The organism is Bifidobacterium moukalabense DSM 27321 (assembly GCF_000522505.1).
Lineage (GTDB): Bacteria > Actinomycetota > Actinomycetes > Actinomycetales > Bifidobacteriaceae > Bifidobacterium > Bifidobacterium moukalabense.
In genome coordinates, this window is sequence record NZ_AZMV01000001.1 from 36,168 (window position 1) to 61,110 (window position 24,943).

The following is a 24,943-nucleotide window of genomic DNA, read 5'->3' on the forward strand; positions in this document are numbered from 1 at the left end:
CTTATGCATCCGCCGGGCAGCCGCCAAGGTGCAAAAACCTCGCCTGGGACCCCATAAAACCCCGTGTAGCCGCATCAAAGTTCTTGCCACCCCTAGTACGGGATTATGTTGATTGGGATATTTGGCTGGATTGGATTCGTTCTGGTGATGGGGAGGGAGTTTTTTGGTGTTCGGTTTTGCTTGGATTGGGTTTCGCTGTGTGGGGTGCCTTGTCGTTTTGGATTCGTCCGTGTGTGTTTCGGTGATGGTATTGGCCGGGGCTTGTCTTGTCGGTTTCGTTTCCGACTTCTGAATGGTCCGGGGTTTGGCTTTTGTCGTTTTCGTCCGGGCTTTGATCTTCTGGAATGTCTTTGTCTTTTTGGCTTTGGCTTTTTCCGCTTTGGTTTTCTTCCGCCGACTTTTTCCCGGACTTGTCCTTCATGGTTTCCGCCACGGCCCCGGGCCGACGATCGGGTCCAACGGCAGGAGTCCGTCCGTGTATGTCCAATGGTCGGGCAACGGTATGTGGTCCTTCTCGTCGGTGGGGATGCGCTGCGCTACCTCTCCGTATAATTTGTCATCATTCTACATAACCATGCAGCCCGACATGGCGTTACTGACACAGGGAAGAACGGAATCAGACCACATTCGGTAACGTCGGTTGTGCTCTTTGATGATATAGATAGGTCGGTTCTTGGTCTCAAGATAGATTTTGGCCAAGTACTGGCCGAGGATACCCATGCAGAGAAGCTGAACTCCCCCGGCCAATCCTGCAGATTGGCGAAACGGTATATGGGCACGATGTCGTATCTGAGGTACGCCATCGCGGAGATATCGTACAGGGCGACTTACCGTTCGCCTGTTTGGCCACCTTCTCGACAACAGGGTTTTCATACATGGGCCTGCTGATGGCATGTCTGAATTGGTTTACCCCGAAGCCGAAAAAAGCGACCATGGCTACACATAACAATGCAGTGACGGTTCCGCCTCCAAGGCTATGGAGGTGTGCACCGACGCATGCGATGCGGACATCGCATAGAGTTGCGACCAGCAAAGGAATGAACACTGCTGCTGGTTGATGGCGTCGTCTCCGGTCAATTGATGGGTTACGGTTCGTGGGCCGAGTCGACGAACGTGAGCGCGTAGCGCATGTCGGGCAGTGCGTCGTCACAGATCCTCAAGTGCGTCCGGAATCGGGTTTTCGTCAAGGTTGATGGTGAAGAGGCGGTATTTGCCGTCATACAGCCCGGCCTCGTATTCGGTGGTGAAGCCCATCTTGCGAAACAATTCGATCGTCCGTTCGTCACGATAGTCGGAATATGACGTCACCAACGGGCTGCGTTTGTTCCGTAAGGCGTTTCCTTTGATGCATATCAGCGCATCGCGCAATGCGAAGAACCCCATTTGGATTCCCCTGCAGTCCACCGAGCGGGCAAGCGCCGAGATATGGTAATGCCCTCGATTGTTGAACCATGTGCCGCCATCCACGATGCGGATCCAGCAGACGGACGTCACCTCGTCCGTTTTCCAATCCACCATACGCATGGAAATCCGCACCCGGTCCTTCTCATTGTTCACCGTGTACGGAAGTGCCGAAATCATGCATTCGACCTCATACTCCCACGGTTGAAGAAATCGATCGCCGACCTTGATGGCCGTCACCATCGCCCCTGAGCCTCTTGCCACCGGGACGGCGCATCGCATGGGCGCGATGTCATCCCAATGATTCAGGTTCAGGTCAACCCATCGTAATTCGCGCGCGACGTTCAGCATCAAGACGTTCCATATAGCAGCGGAGAGCCATGTATGACATACGCTCGTCTCGTTCCACCCAGCGGCGGTACTCCTTCCGTATTATCCTCAGCTCCTCCTCGGTGGGTCTTCCCCGCATGTCGGATTATCCTTTCTTAAGGTTTCATATACCTACAGCCTAGGCCATTCGTCATACAAAGCAGGACTTCACGCCAAATATTTTACAGCCACATACCAATATTAAAAGAAACTATTCCCACGGAAACCAGTTCTTATCGTGATTTCTGCTTTTCTCGGCGATAGTGAAACAGCCGCTCCACCTTGATGGCGGAGCGGCTGCATACCCATTTTCGACGCGGCATTCCCTATGACGCGGACATCGGTTCACGGTCGGTCGGCGATGATGCGCCGTATTCCCTTCAGATCGTCGGCGAAGTAGATGCCATGCTGACGTTCGGGAGTGGAGAATCCCGCGGCGATCATGCGGTCGAGCAACGATTTCATATCATCATAGAAGCCGTTGAGATTGTAGAAGATGCAAGGCCGGGTCAGCTGGTTGAGGCAGATTTTCGAGACGACCTCGCTGACCTCCTCAAGCGTGCCGGTACCGCCGGGAAAGGCGATGAACACGTCGCCGAGCTCGATCATCCTGGTGCGACGTTCCGTGATATCCGGCACGACATGCAGTTCGGTGAGACCGTTGTGCTCAACACCCCGATCCACGAACATCTGCGCCTCGATGCCGGTCACCTCGCCGCCTGCCGCCATGACCGTGTCGGCGATCACACCCATCAGCCCCTCGTCGGATCCGCCATAGACCAGCCGATTGCCGCTTTCGGCTATCCATGTCGCCAGTTCCACGACGGCTTCCTTGAACGTGGGGTCATTGCCTTCATGCGCACCTAGGTACACCGTGATGTTCATGCATATCTCGCTTTCCGTCCGCCGACCAGTCTACAAGAAGGGGCGTCTTCCATGAGACCCACCCAACCGCTGCGGACCTAGTTACGGAAGGACCAGTGCCAGTAGCCGGTACGGTATGCGAGCAGCAACGCCACGGCGGGTATCGCCATGCAGATCAGGTAGAACAGCCAGTCGACACCATGCAGACGTGACGTACGCGCCTGACTGCGCGGAGCATCGCCGCCGAATCCACGTGCCTCCATGGCCGTGGCGAGCTTGGTTCCGCGGCGAATCGATACGACCAGCAGACTAAAGGCCTGCATGAACACGCGCCTGATGGCGCTGCCGTCCCCAAGGCCGCGCGAACGACGCGACAGGCCCAGGGCGCGCCAATCATCCTGCAGCAGCGTGACCATACGCATGCCGGCCAAGCCACCATACACGAATTTCGACGGCAGATGCAGAATCTGCACCAGACCGTCGGCCAGATCGGTCGGGTCGAGTCCAAGCGCGAAGATCACACCGGGTACCGCGATGGCGGCGACACGCAGGAACGTTGCGGCACCCGCATACAGCGAGCCCTCCGACACCGCCATAAGACCGAATCTGAACAGTATCGCACCGGAAGCGGTGCCATACAAGGTCACGGAGACGAAACTCCCCACCGCGGCGATCCACACCATCCATGTTCTGCGCAGCACCATCAACGGATTCACGCCACCGATCCACAACAGCGCGAAGTCGATCAGCAGCGCCGTGGAGGCTGAGACGACGTCCAAAGACAGGAACATCGGCACGCACAGCAGCATGGCCCCGATGAAGCGGCTGACTGGATTCAGTTTCGCGATGAACCACGACGGCGAGGTCGCCCGCGGTTCATCATGACGCTCCTTATGTGGTACAACGCCAATGGTCTCCGTCATCACTCCTCCTCGCTCACCACGATGCGGCGCGCATCCAGCGTCTTGATCAGGGTTTCGTCATGAGTGACCATGATCACCGCCGAGCCCGCGTCGCGCGCACTTGCGATAAGTTCCACCATCTCCGTCCACGTGGTGAAATCCTGCCCGAATGTCGGCTCATCCATAATGATCACCTTCGGCGCGGCCGCCAGCATGGACGCCACCGAAAGCCTCCTCTTCTCGCCACCCGACAACGTGAATGGGTTGGCGGGTGCGAATCGTTTGAGATTCATGCGTTCCAGCATCCCATCGGCGATGGCGTAGGTCTCCTCATCGGATTTGCCCATGGATTTCGGCCCGATTGCCACTTCATCGCGCACGTTGGAGGCGACGAACTGATGCTCCGGCTCCTGGAACACCATACCGATACGGCCGAGCAGATCACGGCTTTTCCAGGTGAACGGATCATTCTCTCGACGTGCCGGCATCATGGAGTCGGCTACGCGCACATGGCCGGCAATCGGTTTGAGCAGGCCGGCCAGGGTCAACGCCAAGGTGGATTTGCCCACGCCGTTCCTGCCGGTAAGCGCGGCGACCTCCCCTGCATGGAAACGTACATTGATATGCTCGCCCAGGGGGAAGCTGCGGCCGAAACTCAGATCATCGGCATACAGCACCACATCGCGGCCATGCCCTGATCGGGTTGGGGCATGGCTTGCGATTTCACGCCCCGGTACCCACGCGCCGCCTTCGGCGAGCACATCGCCCATGACGCTGAACACCTCTTCGGGGGTGCCGTCCGCAATGACGCCGCCTTCATATGAATCATCGTTCGGCCTGCCCAACACGATCACACGGTCCACAAGGTCAAGCCACACGTCAATGTGGTGCTCCACCACCACCAACGTCTCATGCCCCTGCTCAAGCACCTGCCTGACCGCGTCATGCACTTCCTGCACACCTTCCGGATCCAGGTTCGCGGTCGGCTCATCAAGCAGCAGCAGTCCGGGATGCATGGCGAGCACGCCGGCCAACGCCAGCCGTTGCCGCTGGCCGCCGGACAGCCGGCGCGTGGAATGATCCGTACGCATGTACCCCAATCCCACGACGTCGAGGGATTCGCGCACACGCTTCCAGATAACGTCACGTCCAAGGCCAAGATTCTCGCAGCCGAACGCGGTATCGTCGCCCGCACGTTCAAGAATCGTCTGGGCGTCCGGATCCTGCATCACCAGACCGCTCCTGCCGCGGGCCGCACGTGAATCGATCCCGTCGATCCGCAGGCTGCCTTCCTGCTCGCCCTCATCGTCGCCACCGAGCACGCCGGCCAATCCCGCCATCAGCGTGCTTTTGCCGGCACCGGATGCGCCGAGCAGCAGCACACGCTCCCCCGGCCTGATTTCAAAATCGACATGTCGCAACGCGAAATCCTTACGCGATGCATGCCTCCATCCCCAGTCGACCGCCTTCACACCGGCCGCGACCACGGCTCCGGCTTCATCCGTCGTCATCTATAGGTTCTCCATTCCGCGGTATTCCCCGACCATATGAAGAGGGTTCGCGGCGTACGCAACAGGTACATCGCAAACCCTCGCCCGTCTTGCATGCGCCGATGATCAGACCAGTTCCTGCGCACGTCCGGATTCGAAGCGGTCGAGTACGCCGGTCTTCGCCAACGCGAACTGCACCACCCACATGAAGGCGCCGCCCATCACCGCGCCGGAGATCACGCAGCAGATGGTGAACGTGCTGCCCTGCAACACGGTCCAGCCGGAATGGGTAAGCCAGTCATAGGCGCCATTGAACAGACCCGTAAGCGCACCGGCCAAAGTGACGGAGACGATATTCCACTTCTTATAGGCGAATACGGCGAAGCCGATTTCCGCACCGAGACCTTGGAACATGCCGACGATCAAGGAGCCGCCGATGCCGAATGGATTGCCCATAAGCGCCTCGATGAGCGCGGCCACGGTCTCCGCGAAAAGCGCGGCACCCGGCTTGCGTACGATGATGGCCGCCAGAGGCCCCGCGAATAGCCACATGAAGTCGAACAGGCCTCCCAGTCCGGGTGTCAGGCTGTCGAAGATGCCGATCGGAACGGCGTAGATAAGGTCCCAGGCCCAGAAGATCACGCCGGAGGCGACGGCGATGATGGCCGCCACGACGATATCGACCACGCGCCATTTGTTGGAATGTTTTTTCACTGCGGAAGACTGGATGTCAGTCATGAGTTGTGCCTTTCTCGTCCATCAAGGCACGGGAAAGAGAGACGTCCGTGCGCCGGCATTACCCGGTATACGTTCATACGGTCGAAGCGTTCGCTTCCTCTCAGCCCCAATGGCCCCCGTGTCAGTGCCCGATACTACACAAGGCACGCGATTTTCGCCACCGTTTCACTGCATCGGGGTGCGCATCAGCGATTCGGCGAGCTGTCTGAAGGTCGCGCCAAGCCCGTCAGAGCGCAACGCGCCCTCTTCGGTCAGCACCGCGGGGCGTCCCGCTTCGGCGGTTTCGCGCAGTTCCGGCTCCAGCGGCAACTGTGCAAGCAACGGCACCTCATATCCCAGATTCTGGGATAGCTGCAGGGACACGCGTTCGCCTCCGCCTTCGCCGAAAATCCGCAGGCGTTCGCCCTTGTGTTCGAAATAGCTCATGTTCTCGACTACGCCCCGCACCTTCATCGGCACCTGCAACGCCACCAAACCGGAACGCACCGCAATGTCGGAGGCGGATGGCTGCGGAGTGGTGACGACCACGAGTTCGGCGTTCGGCAGGGCCTGCGCCACGGAAATCGCCATATCCCCGGTGCCCGGCGCCAAATCGAGCAGCAGCACGTCGGGCTCGCCCCACCACACATCCGACAGGAATTGCTCCAGGGAACGCTGCAGGCGTGGGCCGCGCCAAAGAATCGCACGGTCGGCTCCCGCGAACATGCCGATGGAGATCATCTTCACACCCCAGGCCGTCACCGGCATAAGCATGCCGTTGAGGTTGGTGGGCTGCGTATGTACGCCGAACAGACGCGGCAGCGAGAAGCCGTAGATGTCGGCGTCGATGGCCGCGGTGTCGTAGCCCAATGCGGCGAAGGTCGCGGCAAGATTGGCGGTGACCGACGATTTGCCGACACCTCCCTTGCCTGATGCGATGGCGAAGATGCGGGTCTTGATGCCGGGCTTGTTGAACGGGTTCTGTTTGCGTTCCGCCTTGAGGCCGGCCACCAGCTGGGTGAGCTTGTCGTGGCTCATGGAGCCGACCTTGATATGTGGCTGCAATGTGGCATCCGGATACGAGGCCACCGCGCCGTTGATCTGGTTCGTGATGGTCTGCGAGAGCGGACAACCTTCCACGGTGAGCTCCACGGCGACGGTCACGTCGTACGTGTTGTCCTCCCCCGTGACCGGCATCGCATCGATGGAAGCGATCATGCCCAGGTCGGTTACGGAACGGCCCAGTTCCGGGTCGATCACCTTGCTGAGACGTTCGTAGATTTGCGCTTCGATCATGCGCTCGTCTGTCATGGTTCCTCCTTGTTGCCGCGTACCAGCCTAGCGGTCATGCATGCGGCATGCCAGAGACTCATGGGTTTGCTTACGAGAACTGCATCACACCGTGCCGTTGCTCAACAGCTGTTTGAACTGGCTCTCGTTAAGCATGGGAACGCCCAGTTCCTCGGCTTTTGCGGCCTTGGATCCGGCGTTCTCCCCGACCACCACCCAGTCGGTTTTCCTACTGACCGAACCGGCCGCTTTTCCGCCACGGGAGATAATGGCCTCTTTGGCGGAATCGCGGGAGAAATCGACCAATGACCCGGTGACCACCACCGTCTTGCCGGTCAGGGTCTGCGGCACATCGCTGGTTTCGGCCACCACTCCCACACCGGCGGCCTTCCACGCATCCAATATCATGCCACGCCAATTGCCTGGCTTGTGCGCGTCGGTGAACCATGTGACCACGGATTCGGCTATTTCCGGTCCGATGCCGTCGATTTTCGAGAGGTCCTCGACGCTTGCATGCTCGATCGCGTCAAGCGAACCGAAGGCCGTGGCGATGGTGCGCGCGGTCGGCGGGCCAAGTCGGCGTATCGACAGCGCCACCAGCACACGCCATAGATCCGCGTGCCTGGCCTTATCCATTTCGTCGAGCATCTTACGCGTGTTCTCAGCGGGGCGGATATACACCGGTTGCACGCTGGTCGCACCGGTGCGCGATACCTTGGTGTCTTCGCGGATCACCACGGCGTCGACCGGCACGTCATATTCCGGATACTGCCTGTTCTCCCCCAGTTCGGCGCGCTTCTTGGCGGTGAGTCTCTTCGCCGCGGTCGGAGCCGTCCAGAATGCGGGCACCTGATGCCATAGGCCGGACCCTCCCACGCGCTTGCGTGTTCTTTTGGTCCTGCCGGTGGTGGCGTCAACGGTTTCATGGATCTCGATGATTGGCGCCTCACGCCATACACGTACATCCTTCAAATCGGCGGCGGTCAGCGAGAACAGGCCCGCCTCACTGGAAAGCACCGGCGTCTGCATGTCCGGCAACCGCAGTCCGGTAGCCGGCTCGTAGGGCTCCGGCTCCTCGCCGGGCCGGACGAGAATCTCAGTGACGTTCGGCGCGTAAGTGTCGGCGGAATCGGGGCGATCCTCCTCCGGGTTGGTCAACGCGATCGCCGATTGGTCGCCCAGATGTTCGATATCGAACGCCTTGCGGGAGGCCAGGTTGATGATGCGCTCGGTCAGCTGCGCAGGGCATGATTCCACATTCGGGCAGCGAATGTCCTTGTCGCCCTCCTTGGCCGGCGCCAGCTCCGCACCACAGCTCGGGCAATGCGTCGGCATGACGAACGCGTGCAGGCTCTCCTCCCGCTCCCTGCGGCGTTCGAGCACCGGGCCCACAAGCTCGGGAATCACGTCACCGGCCTTGCGCACCACCACGGTGTCGCCGATGAGCACACCTTTGCGTTCCACTTCGAAAGGATTGTGCAATGTGGTGCGGGACACGGTGGATCCGGCAACATATACGGGCTTCAGAATGGCGACCGGGGTCACGCGGCCGGTTCGGCCGACCTGTACGGTGATGTCGAGCAGTTCGGTGTTGACCTCTTCCGGCGGGTACTTGTAGGCGATGGCCCAGCGCGGCGCGCGTGAGGTGGCGCCGAGCGCACGCTGCAATCCAAGATCGTCGACCTTCACGACGATGCCGTCGAGCGCATGTTCGATATCGCCGCGATGCTCGCCGTAGTAGTCGATCATGTCAAGAATGCCGGCGAACGACGTGACCTCGCGATTGTGCGGCGAAACCGGCACGCCCCACTTTTCATACAGCGCGTACGCCTCGGATTGATCGTTGATCACGTCATGTCCGCCGGTGCGCCCTGCGCCCCATCGCAGCGAGCCGATGCCGTGCGCATAGAAGCTCAGACGCCGCGTGGCGGTGATGCGCGGATCCTTTTGCCTCAGGCTTCCGGCGGCGGCATTGCGCGGATTGGCGAATGGGGCCCGACCGGCGTCCTCGTTCTCACCGTTCAACGTGGCGAAGTCATCCCAACGCATGAACACTTCGCCGCGGATCTCCACGAATTCGGGAATGTCGTTTTCGGGACCGGCCAGGTTCTGTGGAATGGTCGAGATTGTACGCACGTTGAGCGTGATGTCCTCGCCGGTCACGCCATCGCCCCGGGTCAGTCCCTGCTCGAGCACGCCGTTACGGTACACGAGGTTCAATGCCAGACCGTCGATCTTGACTTCGCAGGTCATCGGCAACGGCTTGGATTCCGGCCAGTCGAGATCACGGATCACACCGTCGTACCAGTCGCGCAGTTCTTCGATGGAGAACACATCGTCGAGGCTCATCATGCGCGAGGGATGACGTACGGAGGCGAAATCGTTGGAAAAGGTGCCGCCCACACGGTGGGTCGGCGATTGCGGAGTATCCAGGGAGGGGAATTGCGACTCCAACGTCTGCAGGCAGCGAAGCCGCGCATCATAGGCCGCATCGGACGATACGGGGGCATCGTCGATGTAGTAGGCGATCTGATCGGATTCCACCCAGGCCGCGACCTTCGCCCACAGCCGGGCGGCCGCTTCGGCACTCAGCGAGGAGACGTCAAGACGGTCGAGTCGCATGGCGTCGGCGTCGGTGGACTGCAATGCGGCAATCCACCGTTCGGAACCGGGAACCGGATGAGAGGCGCCATCGTCGGCGGCCGCGGCGACGTCAGGTTCGACGTCGCCGCCGGCCGAACCGTCAAAGTCCCAGGCAAGCTGTTCGGAATCACCATGCTGTGTCATGAATGTCACTTTCCGCTAATTGTTGAGCGAGCGCAGGAACTGCATCTGCACCACGTCGGCACCGTCGCGCTCGGCGTCGTCCATGCGCGAGGCCGCCACCGACAGTGTGCGCGCCGGTACGAACATGCCCTCATCCACGCATACACGCGCCGCCTTGCGTACCAGCGAGGCGACTTCGGTTTTCGGCCATACCGGCAGGCCGGCCTGCTCCAGCACCTGGGTGGCTTCCGGCACGGAGGTCGGTACGGGAATGCATTGTGATTGCGCTCGTGCGATTAGTTCCTGCAATTCGCCTTCCAGTGAGCCGATGCGGCCCGAGGCGATGCTATCGCTCATGATATAGGCTGCCGCCGCGATGTCGAAACGGTCGCACATCCATTCGGCGTAGGCCAGACGATAGTAGGCGAAGGAGGCGTCATCACGGTCCAGGGCCACATGCAGGGCGTTGAGGCATGCCGCACGGGCCGGATTCCAATCCTCTTCGCGAGCCAGTTGCACGGCGAGCTTCAGATGCGACAGCGGATAGGCCGGGGCATAGCGCACCATGGCGTTCAGATGGGGCAACGCGGCCTTCGCGCCCTTGATCTGGGCAAGTATGTCGGCCAGCTCCATATGGGCGTAGAACAGATTGTCGGGAATCAGCACGGTGCGCTCACCTTCGGTGGCGAACATGCGATTGTAGATCACCCGTTCCGCATAGGAGTTGAAGTAGCGTGGCACGCCCGGATTGGCCGCGAACAGCTGGTCCATACGGTCCAACGCCGCTTCGATCATCTCCACGGACTGGTCGATCTGACCGCTGAACAGCAGGTCGCGCGCCTTCATGCGTTCGGCATCGAGATCGTCGGCCAGCGTGAATGAGAAGTCCGGCGTGTCATTGCCGTCGATCAGCGCACTGGTCACCTGCGTGGCGAGCCCCGTCAGCTCCGGGTCGCCGATGGCGTTGATGATGTCCATCGCACGCTGCGCCTTGGCCACGGAAGGCATGCCGTCGGCGGCGGCCAGCTGGTGGAACTCCCCCACGGCGCGTTGCAGCAGGTCGACGCGTTGGATTGACAGGCCCGATACGTCTTCGCAGCCGAAGAGACTGGCGCTCTCCTTGCTGAACTTCTTGTCGGAGAGTTCGGGCTCCTCCTGTGAGCCGGTCGGTGAGAACCGGCTGTCACGCAGGTCGAACGTGGCATCGACCGGTTTCAACGCACCCATGCCGTCCACGTCCATTTCCGCGTCGAACATGCGGTACGTGGGTACGGGGTTGGTCAGACCGTCCGCATGCAGACGATTCAGGAACTCCTCACGTGTGAAGGTGACCGTCACCAGATTGCGTACGGTCGGGTTCTTGCGCAACTGGTTCATCGGATCGTCGTCATCGCCGTTGCCGTCGATGTCCGCATCCATCGAGGCGATCATGCCGGCATCGCCGATGTCGCCTGCCGCCTTCTCGCCGTTCCCATCGTCGGATTGCGGCATGCTGAAGGTCATGTCGTCGAAGTCGATGTCCTTCATCAGGTCTTCGAATTGGTCGTCGAGCGCCGCATCGTGCTCATCGGTGGACGCGGCCGGATCCGCAGAGGCATCGGAAGGGCGTGTCGGGGCCGTTCGGGACGGATCCCCATGGAAGTCACCGTCCTTTGGCGCCGCCTTGGACCGTGACGGGCCCATTTCGCCGGTGCGGATGCGTTCGAATGCGCTCAGGGCCTCGCTCATCAGCTCGCTGATGGCGGAATCCTGTTCGGCGATGGCCTCTTCCAGACCGATGGAGTCGATATGCATCGACACACGCCGTACATGCGGATCGGCGCCGAAACTCAACGCCGCCATAAGCAGGCCGATGCGCAGGTTGTAGTCGGCGCTCATGCGTGCACGTTCCGCATCACCCATCTTCACCCATGCATGATGTTCCGGATCATATCGGGTGGAGGGCATCATGGACACCCCTGCCGAGGTGAAGCCGATCGCCACGTTGCCGTCTTCGAGGCTGCAGCGGAATTCCACATCGAACCGGTACGGCAGTCGCAGGCTCCGCAGCAGACGTGCCATGGTCTGGCGGTACACCCATTCCGAGCCGCCTTCGGCGATGCATGGCTCGTTCGGCGATTCGTCTTTGGTGGCTTCGGCGATGCGTCGTCTGGTTTCGTCGGCGATGTCGACGAGTCTGCCGGCGGCCTGAATGCCGTTATCCTGGTGCGGATCGAGGATCGCGCCGAATTCGTCGTCGGGCTTCAATGCGATCAATGCCGGATTCTCCAGCAATGCCAGATCGATCTGTGCGGCTTCGGCGCGAGTGACCGTATCTTCCGTAGGCAGGCATCCGATGCGCGCGTTACGTTCCAGCCAGGAGCTTACGGCGGCGAAACGGTTGAGATTGCCTTCGATGTTGAGCGCACGCAGGGCGGCGCCGAACGGCAACGTGGAATCCCAGGCGAAGAAATAGCAGTTCGAGTAGCTTGACGTGTACAGGTGCAGCGGTTCGGCGCCGTGCACCGCCTCCAACGTCTGGTTCCGTTCGAGCGCGCCCGCCTCACGCATCAGATCGGCAAAGTAGTCCTCCAATCCGGAGGCACGCATGCCATGCGAACGGGCGCTCATCGTGTCGCGCATGGAACGCCGGATGGCCCCCATCGGGGCCTCACGGTTGAGGCGGCGGAAGATGTTGCCCGAGCCGAAGCCGATCAGCAGGCCATTCATCTGCGGCAGCATGTATGCGGCGAGGAACGCGATGGTCAACGCATCGCGGAATTCCAGGTCGTAACGCATCGCCGGCGGCAGTTTGGCGCGTAGTTGCTCCAGCGTGTATCGGTTGCCGACCTTAAGCCATGAGGCGAGCCACATCATGCGCCCTCCTTCGGCCCGCCCGACCATGCCACCCTGCGAGGCCTTCACCATTTTCGGCGGATTGGACGGCGAATGGCCGAAGCGCATGCCATCAGGCAGGGTCAGATCCTCCTCCTTGACGAAGACGAATCGAGGCTCCATACCATGGACGTCCATGGCCGGATCGGCGCCGGCGAATACACGCGCCTTGCCGTCGGCCAAGGCTATCTGCGCGAAATGATCCTTATCGGTGAACAGGCCGATGGAGAACGCACGCCCTCGGGTCTGGGGCAGTTGGGCCCAGCCCAATCTCAATCGTCCGGGAACGCCTTCAAAGCCGTCGAACATACGCCGTTTGGTCAACGGACCCAGGCGCACGGCATTGCGGGTCAGCTCGCCGACCACATCCTGCGGTGCGTTCAGTGCCGCGCCGAACGGATTATCGGAAGCGGCGGCGGACGTGTCGGAGTCACCGTAATCGCCCTGAAGGTGCCTCAATGTTTTGCGCACCCCGCGCATAAGGCGATCCAGCATATCCCGGTTTGCGCCCGGTTCATCCGCTGAAGGCGATGATGATGTGAGGTGAGACATGGTAGCCATTCTTTCAATCCAACCCGACATGCAGCCATTAGAATAATGGCGTGACCTCTTCAAAACAGCGTATTCAGACACGCCACCGCATGTGCGCAGCCATTCTATCCGCTCTTGCCATCATGATGCTGATCGAGTGCGTGTTGTGCAATCTGCCGTTCTGGAGAACGCTCGCCGCCAGCGGCGATTCCGCCGCCGCGGACAACACGCTGGGACCGGGGCTGGAACGCACCGCCGACGGCATGCTCACCGTCACCGATCCGACGCAAGCCTATCTGCAGGTGGTCGCCGACGGCACGTCGGCATATATACGCATCGATCCCGTGTCGGTACGGACGATCGACAAGGCTCGGCAGGAGGCCGAAAGCAAAGGGACCGAACAACCGTTGACCACCATTCGGGTACGTCCGGACGCCGACCGGGCCGCCTGCACGACCCGTTCCGTATCGTTGTCCCTGCCGCGTTCACTGTATGTGAAGGCGGAGGCCGGCAGAACGGTGCGCGTGCAGATTCTGGAGCCGAAAGGTTCGCTGATTCCGATTCAGGCCGTACGGGCCAACGTACGCGTACCTTTCGAAATCAACCCGCTCCGTATCGGCCTCATGGTCGTCGTATTCGTTCTGCTGCTGCTATGGAGACCGAATTCACGTCTGTGGAAGGTGCCGCTCGACGCCTCCTCCGTTCGTCAACGCGCGGCCTTTGCCGCGCTCATGGCCGTTCCCGCCGTCATCACCGTCTGGAACGTCGTGTGGCAGATCCGTTCCGCGGTTCCCCTGCAATTCCATGCCGATGGCATGTACACCTACGATTTCGACCAGTACGATCATGTGGCGCAGGCACTGCGCAACGGCCACGCCTGGCTTGACCTGGAAGTGCCGAAGGAACTGCGCGAGGCCGCCGATCCATACAGCATCGAGACACGGCAACGCCTTCTCAATAGCGGCGTCAGTCCGATCTATTGGGATTATGCCTATTATCAGGGCCACTGGTACTCCTACTTCGGCGTGCTTCCGGCGGTCATGCTGTTCCTGCCGTTCCGCGTGGCCACCTCACTGTGGGTCGAGGGCGGGCTCATGCTGCCTTCCGGCGCGGCGGTGCTGCTGCTCATGTTCGGCTTCCTGGTGTTCGCCTGCCTGCTTACGGTGCGGCTGATCGAACGCATCCGCCCCGGTTCCTCGATCGCGGCCGTCAGCATGATATGCGTATTCGTGCTGTTGGCGTCCAACAGCGTCTATCTGTGGTACCGCACGAATTTCTATTCGGTGCCGATCGCCGCTTCCCTGTTCCTGAGCACATTGGGATTATGGCTGTGGCTGGGTGCCGCAAAGCCTTTGTCTCCCGTGGATTCCGACGATATGCCTGCGGCGGAGGATGCGTCGTCGCTGTCGCTGCCGCACTTGGCGGCCGGTTCGGTGTGCATCGCCGCGAATCTTGGCTGTCGTCCGACGTTCACGGTGGTGGCGTTGCTGGCGTTCCCGATTTTCCGGACGCAGATCCGTTCCATCGTCCGCCGATTCAGGGCCAGGCGCAAGGGCGGACGCGGAGGAGACGGCACGAATGTGCTGCATCTGCTCCGTGCGCCATTGGCGGTGCTGGTGCCTGCGCTGATTGTGGTCATTCCGTTGTTTGCCTACAATGCGGTGCGATTCGGTTCCATCTTCGATTTCGGCAGCAGCTATCAGATGACCGTCACCGATATGACGGGCTATCGCCAGCCATTCGCCAATTTTCTGCTCACCTGCGGCTACTACCTGTTCCTGCCGTTACGGTTCACCGGTCAGTTCCCGTTCCTCGCGGTTTCGCCGACACCATTGCCGTCGTGGGGCTTCACCGAGGCGATGCCCGGCGGTCTGTTCATGACGACGCCACTCGTCTTCGCCTCGCTTGCGCTGCCGTTCCTTCGACGCCGCATGCGCCGGCTGGGACTGGCGGACATGTGGCATATGCTGATGGCCTGCTTGATTCTGGGACTGCTGGTCATGGCGCTCGATTCCCGTCTCGGGGGCCTTGGATGGCGGTACATCGCCGATTTCGGCTGGTTGTTCGCGCTGGCCGCGCTGCCGGCACTGCTGTTCGCGCTTGGCTGTTGCCGACCACGACTGGGATGGCTGATTCGCGCCGGTTTTCTCGCGCTGTTGCTGTTCTCGATCGCCGTCACCGTACTGTCGCTGTTCATGCCCGGGCGTGAGGACGAGTTGATTCGTTCCAATTCGACGCTGTTCCTCGAGGTGCAGTCCTGGTTCGCGCTGCCGTAGCCCATCCCATGTGCAACGCTTTACAGCGAATATTCAGTGTTTTTCCACGATTCGATGAGGGAATTTACCTGTTGGCTTTGAGGTGCGCCGATAATAGTGACGATTGTCCCCCGTTCTCTTAGAGATGAATAATGCCGGAGCCATATGCCTATGAAGACGTTTTCCATATTGCCGAACCATCCCAAGGCCAAGCGCTGGATCGCCGCGCTCGTCACATCCGCCATCGCGGTGGGTGCGTGCCTGCTGAGCTATGACAATGTGGAGGCACAGATACGTCAAAACCGCATCGAACGACTCAATGCGCGTATTGAAAACGTATATACGACCGGCTATCAGGATATGGCCGACGAGAATCTCGCGACCGAGAAGAGCCAGGCCGCGGCCACGGAAGACGACATCTTCGTCAAGGAAAACCCCTACGGCACCAATACCACGTCACTGTACGTGTATTTCACCACCGACGACGCCGTCGCCGTAAGCTATACCGTGCATGCGGACGGTTATGCGGACTTCACTCGTACCGCCTATCAGGAATCGAAGTACCAGCGCACCCACGAGTTCCAACTGCTGGGCCTCATCCCGGACAAGCCCAATACCATCACCCTCACGCTGACGAATGCCGACGGAGACACGCGCACGCATACGATCACGCATACAGGCGCCTCGCTGCTCGGCAACGAGGAGGTACAGCTCGAGTCGACCAAAACCGCCAAGGCCGGTGAGGATCTCGGCGATGGCCTGTATGCGATTCTCGGCAACGACAGCGACGAGCAGGACTTCATGTTCTACTACGACACGAACGGCGTGCTGCGCGGCGAAATCCCCGTGCTCTATTACCGTTCGCATCGTCTCCTGTTCGACGATGACGGACTGATGTGGTTCTCCGCCTCCACCAAACACATGGTCGGCATGAACCGGCTGGGCAAGCTGGAGAAGATTTACAATCTGGGCTCCGACTACATCCTGCACCACGACTACGCCTTGGACGGCGACGGCAACATCGTGATGCTCGCCACCGAATTGAACCGCAGCGACAACGCCGTGCAGGATCAGGTCATCAAACTCGACACCACCACCGGCAAGGTGACCAGCCTGCTCGACTTCGGCGAAATGTTCGCCGACTACAAGGCCTCATCCACGCATGCGGGCACCGACGAATCGGATTCCAGCGCGAAGAACCGCTGGGACTGGCTGCACTGCAACACCATCCAATTGCTGGATGACGGCTCCGCATTGTTCTCCGCGAGGGAGACGTCGACCATCATCAAAGTGAACGATCTGGAATCGAACCCGACACTCGACTATATGATCGGCGAAGCCTCCGTGTGGGCCGGCACCGCCGAGGCCGACTCGTTCCTCACCAAATCCGGCTCGTTCTCCGACACGGGCGGCCAGCACTCGATCACCTACGTGGCCGACGATTCGCTGGCGGATGGCCAGTATTACCTGTACATGTTCGACAACAACTTCGGCACCTCCCTGACACGGCCCGATTTCGACTGGTCCGTGATCGACGGCATCTCGACGAAGTTCTCTTCCGACACGGCACGCTCGCAGTACCGCAGGTACCTGGTCGACGAGAATGCCGGCACGTACAGTGAGGTGTCTTCGTTCGATGTACCGTATTCACCGTATGTCTCTTCCGCGCAGGAACTTGACAACGGCAATATCCTCATCGATTCGGGCATGAAAGGCCTGTTCGGTCAGTACTCAGCCGACGGCACGCTGTTGTCCGAGTTCAAGATGGCGCTCAACACCAGCTACATCTACCGCGTCTACTCCTACGATTTCCAAGGCTTCTATTTCGCCTGACCGCATCCACCCCGCTCCCCTCCGGCTGGTGGCCGCCAGGCCGCCGCCGACCGGGGTGGCCACTATACAATAAAACCCATGGGACTCTTCAGTACGCTTTTCACCACCGCACACGCCAAACCCGTTTCCTCCGTGACCTTCACGCTCGATTCCGCCACCCACACCTATGAGGACGGCAACGTCGGACTGAATGCCACAACGCTGGCCATCACGCCCTCCGACAGGCGCGTGGCGGTGATCGGCCTCAACGGTTCCGGCAAAACCACGCTGCTGAAGCTGCTCGACGGCGCGCTACCGGCCTCCACCGGTTCGGTCCGTCTCACGGCCGACGGCACGGATTACGATCCGTCCGTGAAGCGCGATCTGAAACGTATCGAGAATTTCGTCGGGCGCGTGCGTCGTGAGGAGATTCCCAACAGTTACTACAAGGCCCCCTCGATACGGGAGGCGATCGACCAGCCCCTGAAGAAACACAAGGTGCCGGAAAGCGAGCGTCAGGCGATCATCGGCAATCTGTTCGCCCATTTCGACTTGGCGTCGGTTGCGAGGGAGCCCGCCTCGGCCTTGGATGGCGAGAAGCGGCATCTGCTGGCAATCGCATCCGCATTGAGCTTCTCCCCCGCCGTAATCGTAGCCGACGAGCCGACCAAGGGCTTGGATGAAATCGCTTCGGCACATGTGGCCAAGGCGCTGTTCAGCTATGACAGACAGGTGATCTTCGCCACGCATGACACGGACCTCATCACCCGTTCCGAATATGCCATCGACCGTACGCTCGTGGTCGACGGGCACGATGTGGTCTTCGACGGCACGCCGCATGCCGCCGTCACCTTCTACACCGATCTCATCCGAGCCAGATACGAGGCCTCCAAAGCCTGACCCCCACTTTCCCAATCTGCGACACTGACGTCCGCTCAGTGTCGGCAGATTGGGAGGGGACTAGTCGATCAGTTCGTTGACGGTGTCGAGCACGATGCGGACGTTACGCCGGAAATCCTTCGATTCCGGAAGCAGGGAGATCGCCAGATAGCCGTTCGACGTCATGTCGAAGAAGTAGCCGGGCTGCCCGGAAACGCCATGGCGTTCGATCATGGCGAGCACCAACGCGTTTTCGTCAAGCACGCCCGGCACGCGCAGAAGCACATTCCAGCCGCCCTCCGCCCGCAGCACGCTGACCAGACCATTCGGATCCGCATCCAACATGGCGTGCAATGTCTTGAGATTGCCGCGCACACGCTCCCGCACATGTGAGGTCTGTTCCGGCGCGAGCCGAAGCATCGACGGAACCTGCCTGGCGATGACTTCGCTCATCGGCAGATAGTCGTCGGCGATCACGTCAAGCCTGCGCTTGGCCTCGGCGACGTCCCCGGCCGGACCGGAGACCTGGATCCAGCCGACTTTGGCATGCGGTGCGGCGAGCATCTTCGAGAACCCATCCAGCGCGAACGTGAGCGCACCACGCTCCCCCGCCAATCGCGCGTTGCCCCCGAAGGGCTCGAGATCGTAATCGTAGAACACTTCGTCGGCGATGATGGCCACGTCATGCTCGCGGCACAGTTGCACGATCGCCTCCCGTTCCGAGGCCTTGACATACGAGCCGGTCGGATTGTTGGGGTTGATGAGCACCAGCGCGCGGATGCGGCCACCGTCCTCGCCTTCCAGCGTTTCGCGGAGTTCGGCGACGTCGATATACCAGGAGCCGTCGAATCGTTGCTGGTATTCGATCATGTCGACGCATTCGAGGCGTGCGATGGATTCGATGAGCGGATAGCCCGGCTTCGGCGCAAGCACGGCGTCGCCGGCGTCGCATAGCAGTTTGATCAGCCAGGAGTACGCTTGCGAAGTGGAGCTCAGGACATACAGATCGTCCGCTTCGCAACATCCGTTCCCCCGCCCGTCAAGGAACGTCGCCAATGCCTCGCGCGCATAACGTTGCCCTCTCGGATCGGCGGAGTAGACCTCCGGTATCGACGCCGGGGCAAGGCCGTGCCGGGTCGGATTGGAATCGTTCAGTTTGCCAAGAGCCACACCACGGTGTTTGGCCTCGGATTCCGCCGCCGCAATCGGATTGGGCTCGCTGATGTCGACTCGAGAAGAAAAAACGCATGCCTCCACCCTACTCCCCCCGGCATGCACAAAGGCCGCCTGACGAATCAGACGGGCCTTTGCTCGATCGATGCTACGAAATCACTTCATCTTGGTGCTTGCATAGTATGCAGCGCCGATGATGCCGGCCTCGTTGTGCAGCTTGGCCGCGACGATCGGAGTCTTGATGTCGATGTACGGCAGGAACTTCTCGGACACGCGGGACACGCCGCCGCCGACGACGAAGAGCTGCGGATCCAGATAGAACTCCATCAGGGAGTAGTACTTGGTCAGGCGCTTGGCCCACTTCTTGTAGCCCATGTCGAGCTTCTCACGGACGGAGGAGGCGGCGTACTTCTCGGCGTCGCCCTTGCCCTTGAGCAGTTCCAGATGGCCGAGCTCCGTATTCGGAATGAGCTCACCGTTGAAAATCAGGGCGGTGCCGATGCCGGTGCCCAAAGTGGTGGCCACGACCAGACCGTTCTGGCCCTTGGCCGCGCCGAACTGCTGTTCGGCAAGACCGGCGGCGTCGGCGTCGTTCACCACGGTGACCGGTCGGCCGCATGCCTCGGAGAACACCTCGGTGACGTCCACACCGATCCAGGACTGGTCCAGGTTGGCCATGTAGCCGAGCTTCTCGCCCACGTGAATCGGAGCCGGGAAGGCGATGCCGACCGGAGCGGTCTCCGGAACCTCAAAGTGCTCGAGCTGCTGCCGAACGATTTCACCGACGGCCTTCGGAGTGGAAACCTCCGGGGTAAGAATCTTCAGACGAGGCTCAGCAAATTCGCCCTTCTCCAGGTTAACCGGGGCGGCCTTAATGCCGGAGCCGCCGATATCAACACCGAAGGCTTGTGCAGTCTCAATCATCTCTGACCTCTCTATGCAGGTAATGGGTGGGTGTAATCGAACCGGTACCCGCCATAGTAACTCGTGCCATACCCACTACACGCGCGGAATGCACAAATGGTGAATACGATTGCATGATTTGTCATACTTAACCGACTCAACATTGCACTCCCCCGCCATGAATAACGATTGCTCCCCCGTAGGGCCTCACGAAACCGTAGCCGGACACACCCATATCCATGCCGGAGCGTATATATGGTTCCGCAAGTTTCAGGGAAGGTGAAAACCCTTACTGGCGGTAACGGCAAGACCGATACTCATAACGGCCCACTACCGAAGCCCGCGACCCGCGAATGCGGCTGATCCGGTGAGAATCCGGGGCCAACGGTCAAAGTCCGGATGAAAGAAACGGAGCTCATCATGAGCGTATCCTCGCATAGCATGCAACAGCCCGGCAATCAGTCCCGACCGGACAACGAGCATTCCACGGGAGTGGCCGATTCGGGCCGCTGGTCCACCAAACGCATCGCCATATACGCACTGTTCGTGGCGCTGGCCATGGCCGTCAGTTTCATCGAATTCCCGATCATCCCGGGCGTGCAGTGGCTCAAGTATGATCCGTCGGGCATCGTCTGCCTGGTGGCGGGCTTCGCGTTCGGCCCATCGGCGGCCGTGATCGTAAGCGTACTCGGCTTCATACCTCATCTGTTCACCAACCCATGGGGTACGCTGATGGCGGTGCTTGTGGCATTGGCGCTATCGGTGCCGGCCTCGCTCATCTACCGCAGGAACAAGACCCGCAAGGGAGCGCTGCTCGGCATCGTCGTCGGCGCCCTCGTTGCGCTCGCGGCGGCGATCGTGGGCAACATCATCGTCACGCCGTTCTATGCGCACATGACCGCCGCACAGGTCGTGGCGCTGATCATTCCGGCGCTCCTGCCGTTCAACGTATTGAAGTTCACGATCCATGGCGTGGTCACGTTCCTGATCTACAAGCCGATCTCGAACCTGCTGAACCGCTGATGCCGAACATTCCCGTCATCGAACTGCACGACGTTCGCTTCAGCTATGACCATGGCGCCACCTGGGCGTTGGATGGCGTCGACCTCACCATCCTGCAGGGCGAGCGCGTCTGCCTGACCGGCGCGAACGGTTCCGGCAAATCCACGCTGTCCCGTGTGATCGCCGGGCTGGTCGCGCCTGATTCGGGAACCGTCACGCTGCTCGGCAATGTCGCCTTCGATGATTCCGGTGCCCATGCCGACGCATACCGTACGGCTCGGCATGGCATCGGTGCCGTCTTTCAGCATCCGGAGGATCAGATCGTCACCACGATCACCGAGGATGACGTCGCCTTCGGTCCGGAGAACCTTGCGATCGCGCATGACGGCATCGCGACCAGGATCACCGCTTCGCTGGAAGCCGTCGGCATGCAGGACCATCGGACGGCCGATCCGACCAGATTGAGCGGCGGCCAGCAGCAGCGCGTCGCGATTGCAGGCATGCTCGCCATGGATTCGAAGGTGCTGGTGCTGGATGAGCCGACCGCCATGCTCGACCCGCAGGCGCGCGCCGACATCATGCATGTTCTTGACGATCTGCAGGATCATGGCACCACCATCGTTTTGGTCACGCACCATGCGGACGAGCTCATACATGCCGATCGTGTGATCCGGTTGGAGCAGGGCCGCGTGGCGAATGCCGGTTCCGGCGTGGACCGCCCACAGCCACCGGCGCCTTCGGCTCGCTCCAGCAGGGAGGTCGAAGGTCCGGCTGAAAGCGGCTTGCCACAGTCCGATCCCATTGCCTCCGCTCCCATCATCACGGTACGGGACCTTACCTACCGTTATCCGAATGCCGACTCAGCCGTCTTCGAACGGCTTTCACTGACCATCGGCCGGGGCGAGGCGGTGGCGCTCATGGGCCGCAACGGCGCAGGCAAGACCACTTTGGCCCGTATGCTTTGCGCGTTGGAAACCCCGCAATCCGGTTCCATCGTCATCGATGGCATCCCCGTCGCGCGAACCACCGGATCCGGCGCATCGAAACCGCTCAGCCGCAAGGCCCGTGAGGATCTGCGCACCACCGTCGGTTTCGTCATGCAGCATCCGGAACGGCAGCTGTTCGCCGAAACCGTCGCCGATGACATCGCCTACGGTCCGCGTAACCAGCATCTGACCGAATCGCAGGTTCGGGAGCGGGTCGAACAGGCCCTGCGCCTGTTGCATATCGAACATCTGAGGGATCGTTCCCCTTTTGATCTGTCCGGCGGCCAACAGCGTCTTGTGGCCATCGCCGGCGTGATCGCCCGCAATCCACGCATACTCATCATGGACGAGCCGACCGCCGGGCTTGACGAGCAGGCGACCGCGCGCGTGCATGAGCTCATCCGGACGTTGCGCGCCGATGGCGTGACCACGCTCATCATCTCGCATTCGCAGGCGGAGGTCGACGCGATAGCCGATCGCACCATCACACTCGAATCACAGGCGCCACAGAAGACATCGGCGGCGGCCCGACGCAATGGCCACAAGCCGTCTTTCATCGGCGGTCTCGATCCTCGCGTGAAGATGGTGTCCGCGCTGGCGCTGATGTTCTCCGCCTTCGCCATCAATTCCGGCTGGCAGCTGCTGCTGGCCGCGATCTTCACCGGCGCGATCATCGGTGCCGCCGGACTCAATCCGTGGCGGCTGCTCGGATCCGTGCACATGTTCCTGATGCTGTTCGTGTTCTGCGGTCTGCTCAACGTCTTCTTCGTGCGTTCCGGCACAATCGTGGCGCGTCTTGGGCCGATTCCGATCACCGACGACGGCATCGCCATCGCGTTGCTGTACGCGTGCCGGTTCGCCGTGGTCATCGTGCTGGGAGCGACGTTCCTGAACACGACCACGCCTACGGCGATGACCGACGCCTTCGAATCGCTGCTGTCGCCCTGGAGGCGTTTCGGCATGCACACGCAGGAGACGGCGCTCGTCATGAGCCTGGCCCTACGCTTCCTGCCGACGCTCGGCACCGAGGCGAAAGCCATCGTCGACGCTCAGTCGGCACGTGGAGGCGTTATAGAGACCGGTTCGCCCACGCAGCGCATCAAGGCGATGACGGCCATCATCATACCGGTGTTCGCGGGCGCAATCCGGCATGCCGACAACCTGAGCCTCGCACTCGATGCGCGTTGCTACGAGGAGGGCGCGGAACGCACCCACTGGCGTATCATGCGCATCACCATGCGCGATATCATCGCAATGGCCGCGATTGTCGTCTATCTTGTGGCGCTGGTCGCCTTACCGGCATTATGCTAGTGGTTGTTCCATGTGCGGTATCGCGATGATTTAAGGAGCGATGATGACGATGAAGTCGGGAATGTCGAAGATTATCGAACCGTTCGCCTTGGCCCACGTGGGCCTGGTCGTAGGGGATGCCGGAGGAACCGTATTGCCTGATATGACGGTTCTGGTCGGCGCGCATGGCCGGATCGAGCGGGTCTCGCCAAGCTTCGGCACGCCCGTTCCGGACGAATACCGTTATCTTGATGGCACGGGAAAATACGTGATGCCGGGCCTGATCAACGCACATACGCATCTGTTCTCGCAAGGCCGCCCATTGGATCCGAGGATGGCCACGCCGAAGGGCCAGCGCATCATCGCGGCCATGGTGCATTCGCCGGTCGGCAAGCCGTATGTCAACGCAGTGGCGAAAGCGAGCGTGCGAACGCTGCTGGAGTCGGGCGTCACCACGATTCGTACGCTGGGCGATATCGGCTACGAGGCCGTGGCGCTGCGCGATGCGATCGCCGCAAACGAGATGGTGGGCCCTCGCATTCTGGCCTCGGGGCCGCTGATGGCGATTCCCGACGGCCATGGCGCTCCCCTGATCGCGTTGGAGGGCAGGACCCCGCAGGAGTCACGCCTGCATACGCGTACGAATATCGAACATGGCGTAGACGCCATCAAAATCGCCGCGACCGGCGGCGTCACCGATTCCCAGGTGCGTGGTGAGGCCGGTTCCCCTCAGATGACCATCGAACAGATGCGCGCCATCTGCGACGAGGCGCACAATGCGGGCCTCATCGTCGCCGCGCATGCGCAAAGCGCGGAGGGCGTGCGCAGGGCGTTGAAGGCCGGTGTGGACACCATCGAACATGGCAGCCGCCTTGACGATGAGCTGATTGAACTGCTCAGGCACAATCCGAATGCGTTGCGCGGCTACTCCGCACTGGTGCCGACGCTTTCCGCAGGATTCCCGCTGCACGCGTTCAGCCGTGACGTGACCGGCATCACCGAGATTCAGGCCGAGAATTCGAAGCTGGTGGTCGACGGTATGATCAACGGCACCCGGGCCGCACATGATGCCGGCATTCCGGTGGGCATCGGCACCGACACCGCCATGACCTTCGTAACGCAATATAATACGTGGCGCGAGCTGGCGCTACTGGTGAAATTCGCCGGATTCACGCCGGCCGAGGCCATCCATGCGGCCACCGCCGTGAACGCGCGGATTCTCAACGTAGGCGCATCCACCGGTTCGTTGGAGGAAGGCAAGGCCGCCGACATGGTGGTGCTGGACGCCAATCCGCTGGAGTCTCTCGCGACCCTTGCCCATCCGGCGCTGGTGGTCGCCGCGGGCCATCCCGTATGGCATCCGCACGCCAAACGGTTCGACGACATCGACCGTCTGCTCGACGAGGCGATGGAACGTGAATGATGGGGAGGCGTTTTAC

The 24,943-nt window shown here is 61.0% G+C and carries 17 protein-coding genes and 1 riboswitch; of the genes, 6 read left to right on the forward strand and 11 right to left on the reverse strand.

Annotated elements, in window-relative coordinates; genetic code table 11:
• Positions 1–103: 103 nt before the first annotated feature.
• From BMOU_RS11130 to BMOU_RS00195, 9 genes are all read right to left on the reverse strand, one after another.
• On the reverse strand, positions 104–421 hold the full coding sequence (locus BMOU_RS11130) for a hypothetical protein (protein ID WP_137648317.1): 318 nt from the start codon (positions 419–421) through the stop codon (positions 104–106).
• Between the two features lie 725 nt (positions 422–1,146).
• On the reverse strand, positions 1,147–1,581 hold the full coding sequence (locus BMOU_RS00160) for a hypothetical protein (protein WP_235143613.1): 435 nt from the start codon (positions 1,579–1,581) through the stop codon (positions 1,147–1,149).
• A gap of 534 nt (positions 1,582–2,115) precedes the next feature.
• Entirely contained in the window at positions 2,116–2,655 is a 540-nt protein-coding gene (locus tag BMOU_RS00165; protein WP_034873653.1) for an LOG family protein, read from the reverse strand.
• 77 nt (positions 2,656–2,732) lie between these two features.
• A complete protein-coding gene (locus BMOU_RS00170; RefSeq protein WP_034873655.1) occupies positions 2,733–3,557 on the reverse strand; it encodes an energy-coupling factor transporter transmembrane component T family protein in 825 nt (274 codons plus the stop codon).
• On the reverse strand, positions 3,557–5,047 hold the full coding sequence (locus BMOU_RS00175) for an ABC transporter ATP-binding protein (RefSeq protein ID WP_034873657.1): 1,491 nt from the start codon (positions 5,045–5,047) through the stop codon (positions 3,557–3,559). Before BMOU_RS00175 ends, BMOU_RS00170 begins: the two co-directional genes overlap by 1 nt.
• A gap of 105 nt (positions 5,048–5,152) precedes the next feature.
• On the reverse strand, positions 5,153–5,764 hold the full coding sequence (locus BMOU_RS00180) for an ECF transporter S component (protein ID WP_034873661.1): 612 nt from the start codon (positions 5,762–5,764) through the stop codon (positions 5,153–5,155).
• A 165-nt stretch (positions 5,765–5,929) separates the two neighbouring features.
• Positions 5,930–7,054, reverse strand: a complete 1,125-nt coding sequence (locus BMOU_RS00185) for an Mrp/NBP35 family ATP-binding protein (protein WP_034873663.1) — start codon at positions 7,052–7,054, stop codon at positions 5,930–5,932.
• Between the two features lie 84 nt (positions 7,055–7,138).
• Complete coding sequence (ligA, locus tag BMOU_RS00190) at positions 7,139–9,820, reverse strand: NAD-dependent DNA ligase LigA (protein ID WP_034873665.1); 2,682 nt, start codon at positions 9,818–9,820, stop codon at positions 7,139–7,141.
• Positions 9,821–9,835: 15 nt separating this feature from the next.
• Positions 9,836–13,168, reverse strand: coding sequence for a tetratricopeptide repeat protein (locus BMOU_RS00195; protein ID WP_034873667.1), 3,333 nt, complete (start codon positions 13,166–13,168; stop codon positions 9,836–9,838).
• A gap of 146 nt (positions 13,169–13,314) precedes the next feature.
• Between BMOU_RS00195 and BMOU_RS00200 the strand changes: the two genes are divergently transcribed.
• The 3 genes from BMOU_RS00200 to BMOU_RS00210 all read left to right on the forward strand — a co-directional run bounded on the left by BMOU_RS00200 (position 13,315) and on the right by BMOU_RS00210 (position 18,171).
• Complete coding sequence (locus BMOU_RS00200; protein ID WP_034873670.1) at positions 13,315–15,480, forward strand: hypothetical protein; 2,166 nt, start codon at positions 13,315–13,317, stop codon at positions 15,478–15,480.
• Positions 15,481–15,624: 144 nt separating this feature from the next.
• Positions 15,625–17,292 carry an aryl-sulfate sulfotransferase gene (locus BMOU_RS00205; RefSeq protein WP_034873672.1) on the forward strand — a complete coding sequence of 556 codons (1,668 nt, stop codon included), beginning with the start codon at positions 15,625–15,627 and terminating at the stop codon, positions 17,290–17,292.
• Positions 17,293–17,370: 78 nt separating this feature from the next.
• Positions 17,371–18,171: an ATP-binding cassette domain-containing protein gene (locus BMOU_RS00210; protein ID WP_034873674.1), complete on the forward strand. Its 801-nt coding sequence runs from the start codon at positions 17,371–17,373 to the stop codon at positions 18,169–18,171.
• A gap of 60 nt (positions 18,172–18,231) precedes the next feature.
• Here BMOU_RS00210 and BMOU_RS00215 read toward each other — a convergent pair whose 3' ends face one another.
• Both BMOU_RS00215 and ppgK read right to left on the reverse strand, forming a co-directional pair.
• Entirely contained in the window at positions 18,232–19,407 is a 1,176-nt protein-coding gene (locus BMOU_RS00215; protein WP_034873676.1) for a pyridoxal phosphate-dependent aminotransferase, read from the reverse strand.
• Between the two features lie 72 nt (positions 19,408–19,479).
• Positions 19,480–20,247 (reverse strand): polyphosphate--glucose phosphotransferase, encoded by a 768-nt coding sequence (gene ppgK, locus BMOU_RS00220; protein ID WP_034873678.1) that lies wholly within the window; start codon positions 20,245–20,247, stop codon positions 19,480–19,482.
• Between the two features lie 241 nt (positions 20,248–20,488).
• Positions 20,489–20,641, forward strand: a riboswitch (FMN riboswitch).
• 5 nt (positions 20,642–20,646) lie between these two features.
• Here ppgK and BMOU_RS00225 point away from each other — a divergent pair.
• Genes BMOU_RS00225 through BMOU_RS00235 form a run of 3 tightly spaced genes read left to right on the forward strand, consistent with a single transcriptional unit; the run spans position 20,647 to position 24,927 of the window.
• Positions 20,647–21,249, forward strand: a complete 603-nt coding sequence (locus BMOU_RS00225; RefSeq protein ID WP_051428834.1) for an ECF transporter S component — start codon at positions 20,647–20,649, stop codon at positions 21,247–21,249.
• Positions 21,249–23,525: an energy-coupling factor transporter ATPase gene (locus tag BMOU_RS00230; RefSeq protein ID WP_034873682.1), complete on the forward strand. Its 2,277-nt coding sequence runs from the start codon at positions 21,249–21,251 to the stop codon at positions 23,523–23,525. Before BMOU_RS00225 ends, BMOU_RS00230 begins: the two co-directional genes overlap by 1 nt.
• 43 nt (positions 23,526–23,568) lie before the next feature.
• Entirely contained in the window at positions 23,569–24,927 is a 1,359-nt protein-coding gene (locus BMOU_RS00235) for a metal-dependent hydrolase family protein (RefSeq protein WP_034873683.1), read from the forward strand.
• Positions 24,928–24,943 lie beyond the last annotated feature (16 nt).

Coding starts and splice junctions, on each gene's coding strand:
- BMOU_RS00170 (WP_034873655.1), bottom strand. CDS start 3,557: ATGACGGAGACCATTGGCGTTGTACCACATAAGGAGCGTCATGATGAA.
- BMOU_RS00225 (WP_051428834.1), top strand. CDS start 20,647: ATGAGCGTATCCTCGCATAGCATGCAACAGCCCGGCAATCAGTCCCGA.
- BMOU_RS00235 (WP_034873683.1), top strand. CDS start 23,569: ATGACGATGAAGTCGGGAATGTCGAAGATTATCGAACCGTTCGCCTTG.
- BMOU_RS00210 (WP_034873674.1), top strand. CDS start 17,371: ATGGGACTCTTCAGTACGCTTTTCACCACCGCACACGCCAAACCCGTT.
- ppgK (WP_034873678.1), bottom strand. CDS start 20,247: ATGATTGAGACTGCACAAGCCTTCGGTGTTGATATCGGCGGCTCCGGC.
- BMOU_RS00185 (WP_034873663.1), bottom strand. CDS start 7,054: ATGACAGACGAGCGCATGATCGAAGCGCAAATCTACGAACGTCTCAGC.
- ligA (WP_034873665.1), bottom strand. CDS start 9,820: ATGACACAGCATGGTGATTCCGAACAGCTTGCCTGGGACTTTGACGGT.
- BMOU_RS00165 (WP_034873653.1), bottom strand. CDS start 2,655: ATGAACATCACGGTGTACCTAGGTGCGCATGAAGGCAATGACCCCACG.
- BMOU_RS00230 (WP_034873682.1), top strand. CDS start 21,249: ATGCCGAACATTCCCGTCATCGAACTGCACGACGTTCGCTTCAGCTAT.
- BMOU_RS00175 (WP_034873657.1), bottom strand. CDS start 5,047: ATGACGACGGATGAAGCCGGAGCCGTGGTCGCGGCCGGTGTGAAGGCG.
- BMOU_RS00195 (WP_034873667.1), bottom strand. CDS start 13,168: ATGCTGGATCGCCTTATGCGCGGGGTGCGCAAAACATTGAGGCACCTT.
- BMOU_RS00200 (WP_034873670.1), top strand. CDS start 13,315: ATGTGCGCAGCCATTCTATCCGCTCTTGCCATCATGATGCTGATCGAG.
- BMOU_RS00160 (WP_235143613.1), bottom strand. CDS start 1,581: ATGATTTCGGCACTTCCGTACACGGTGAACAATGAGAAGGACCGGGTG.
- BMOU_RS00180 (WP_034873661.1), bottom strand. CDS start 5,764: ATGACTGACATCCAGTCTTCCGCAGTGAAAAAACATTCCAACAAATGG.
- BMOU_RS00205 (WP_034873672.1), top strand. CDS start 15,625: ATGCCTATGAAGACGTTTTCCATATTGCCGAACCATCCCAAGGCCAAG.
- BMOU_RS11130 (WP_137648317.1), bottom strand. CDS start 421: ATGAAGGACAAGTCCGGGAAAAAGTCGGCGGAAGAAAACCAAAGCGGA.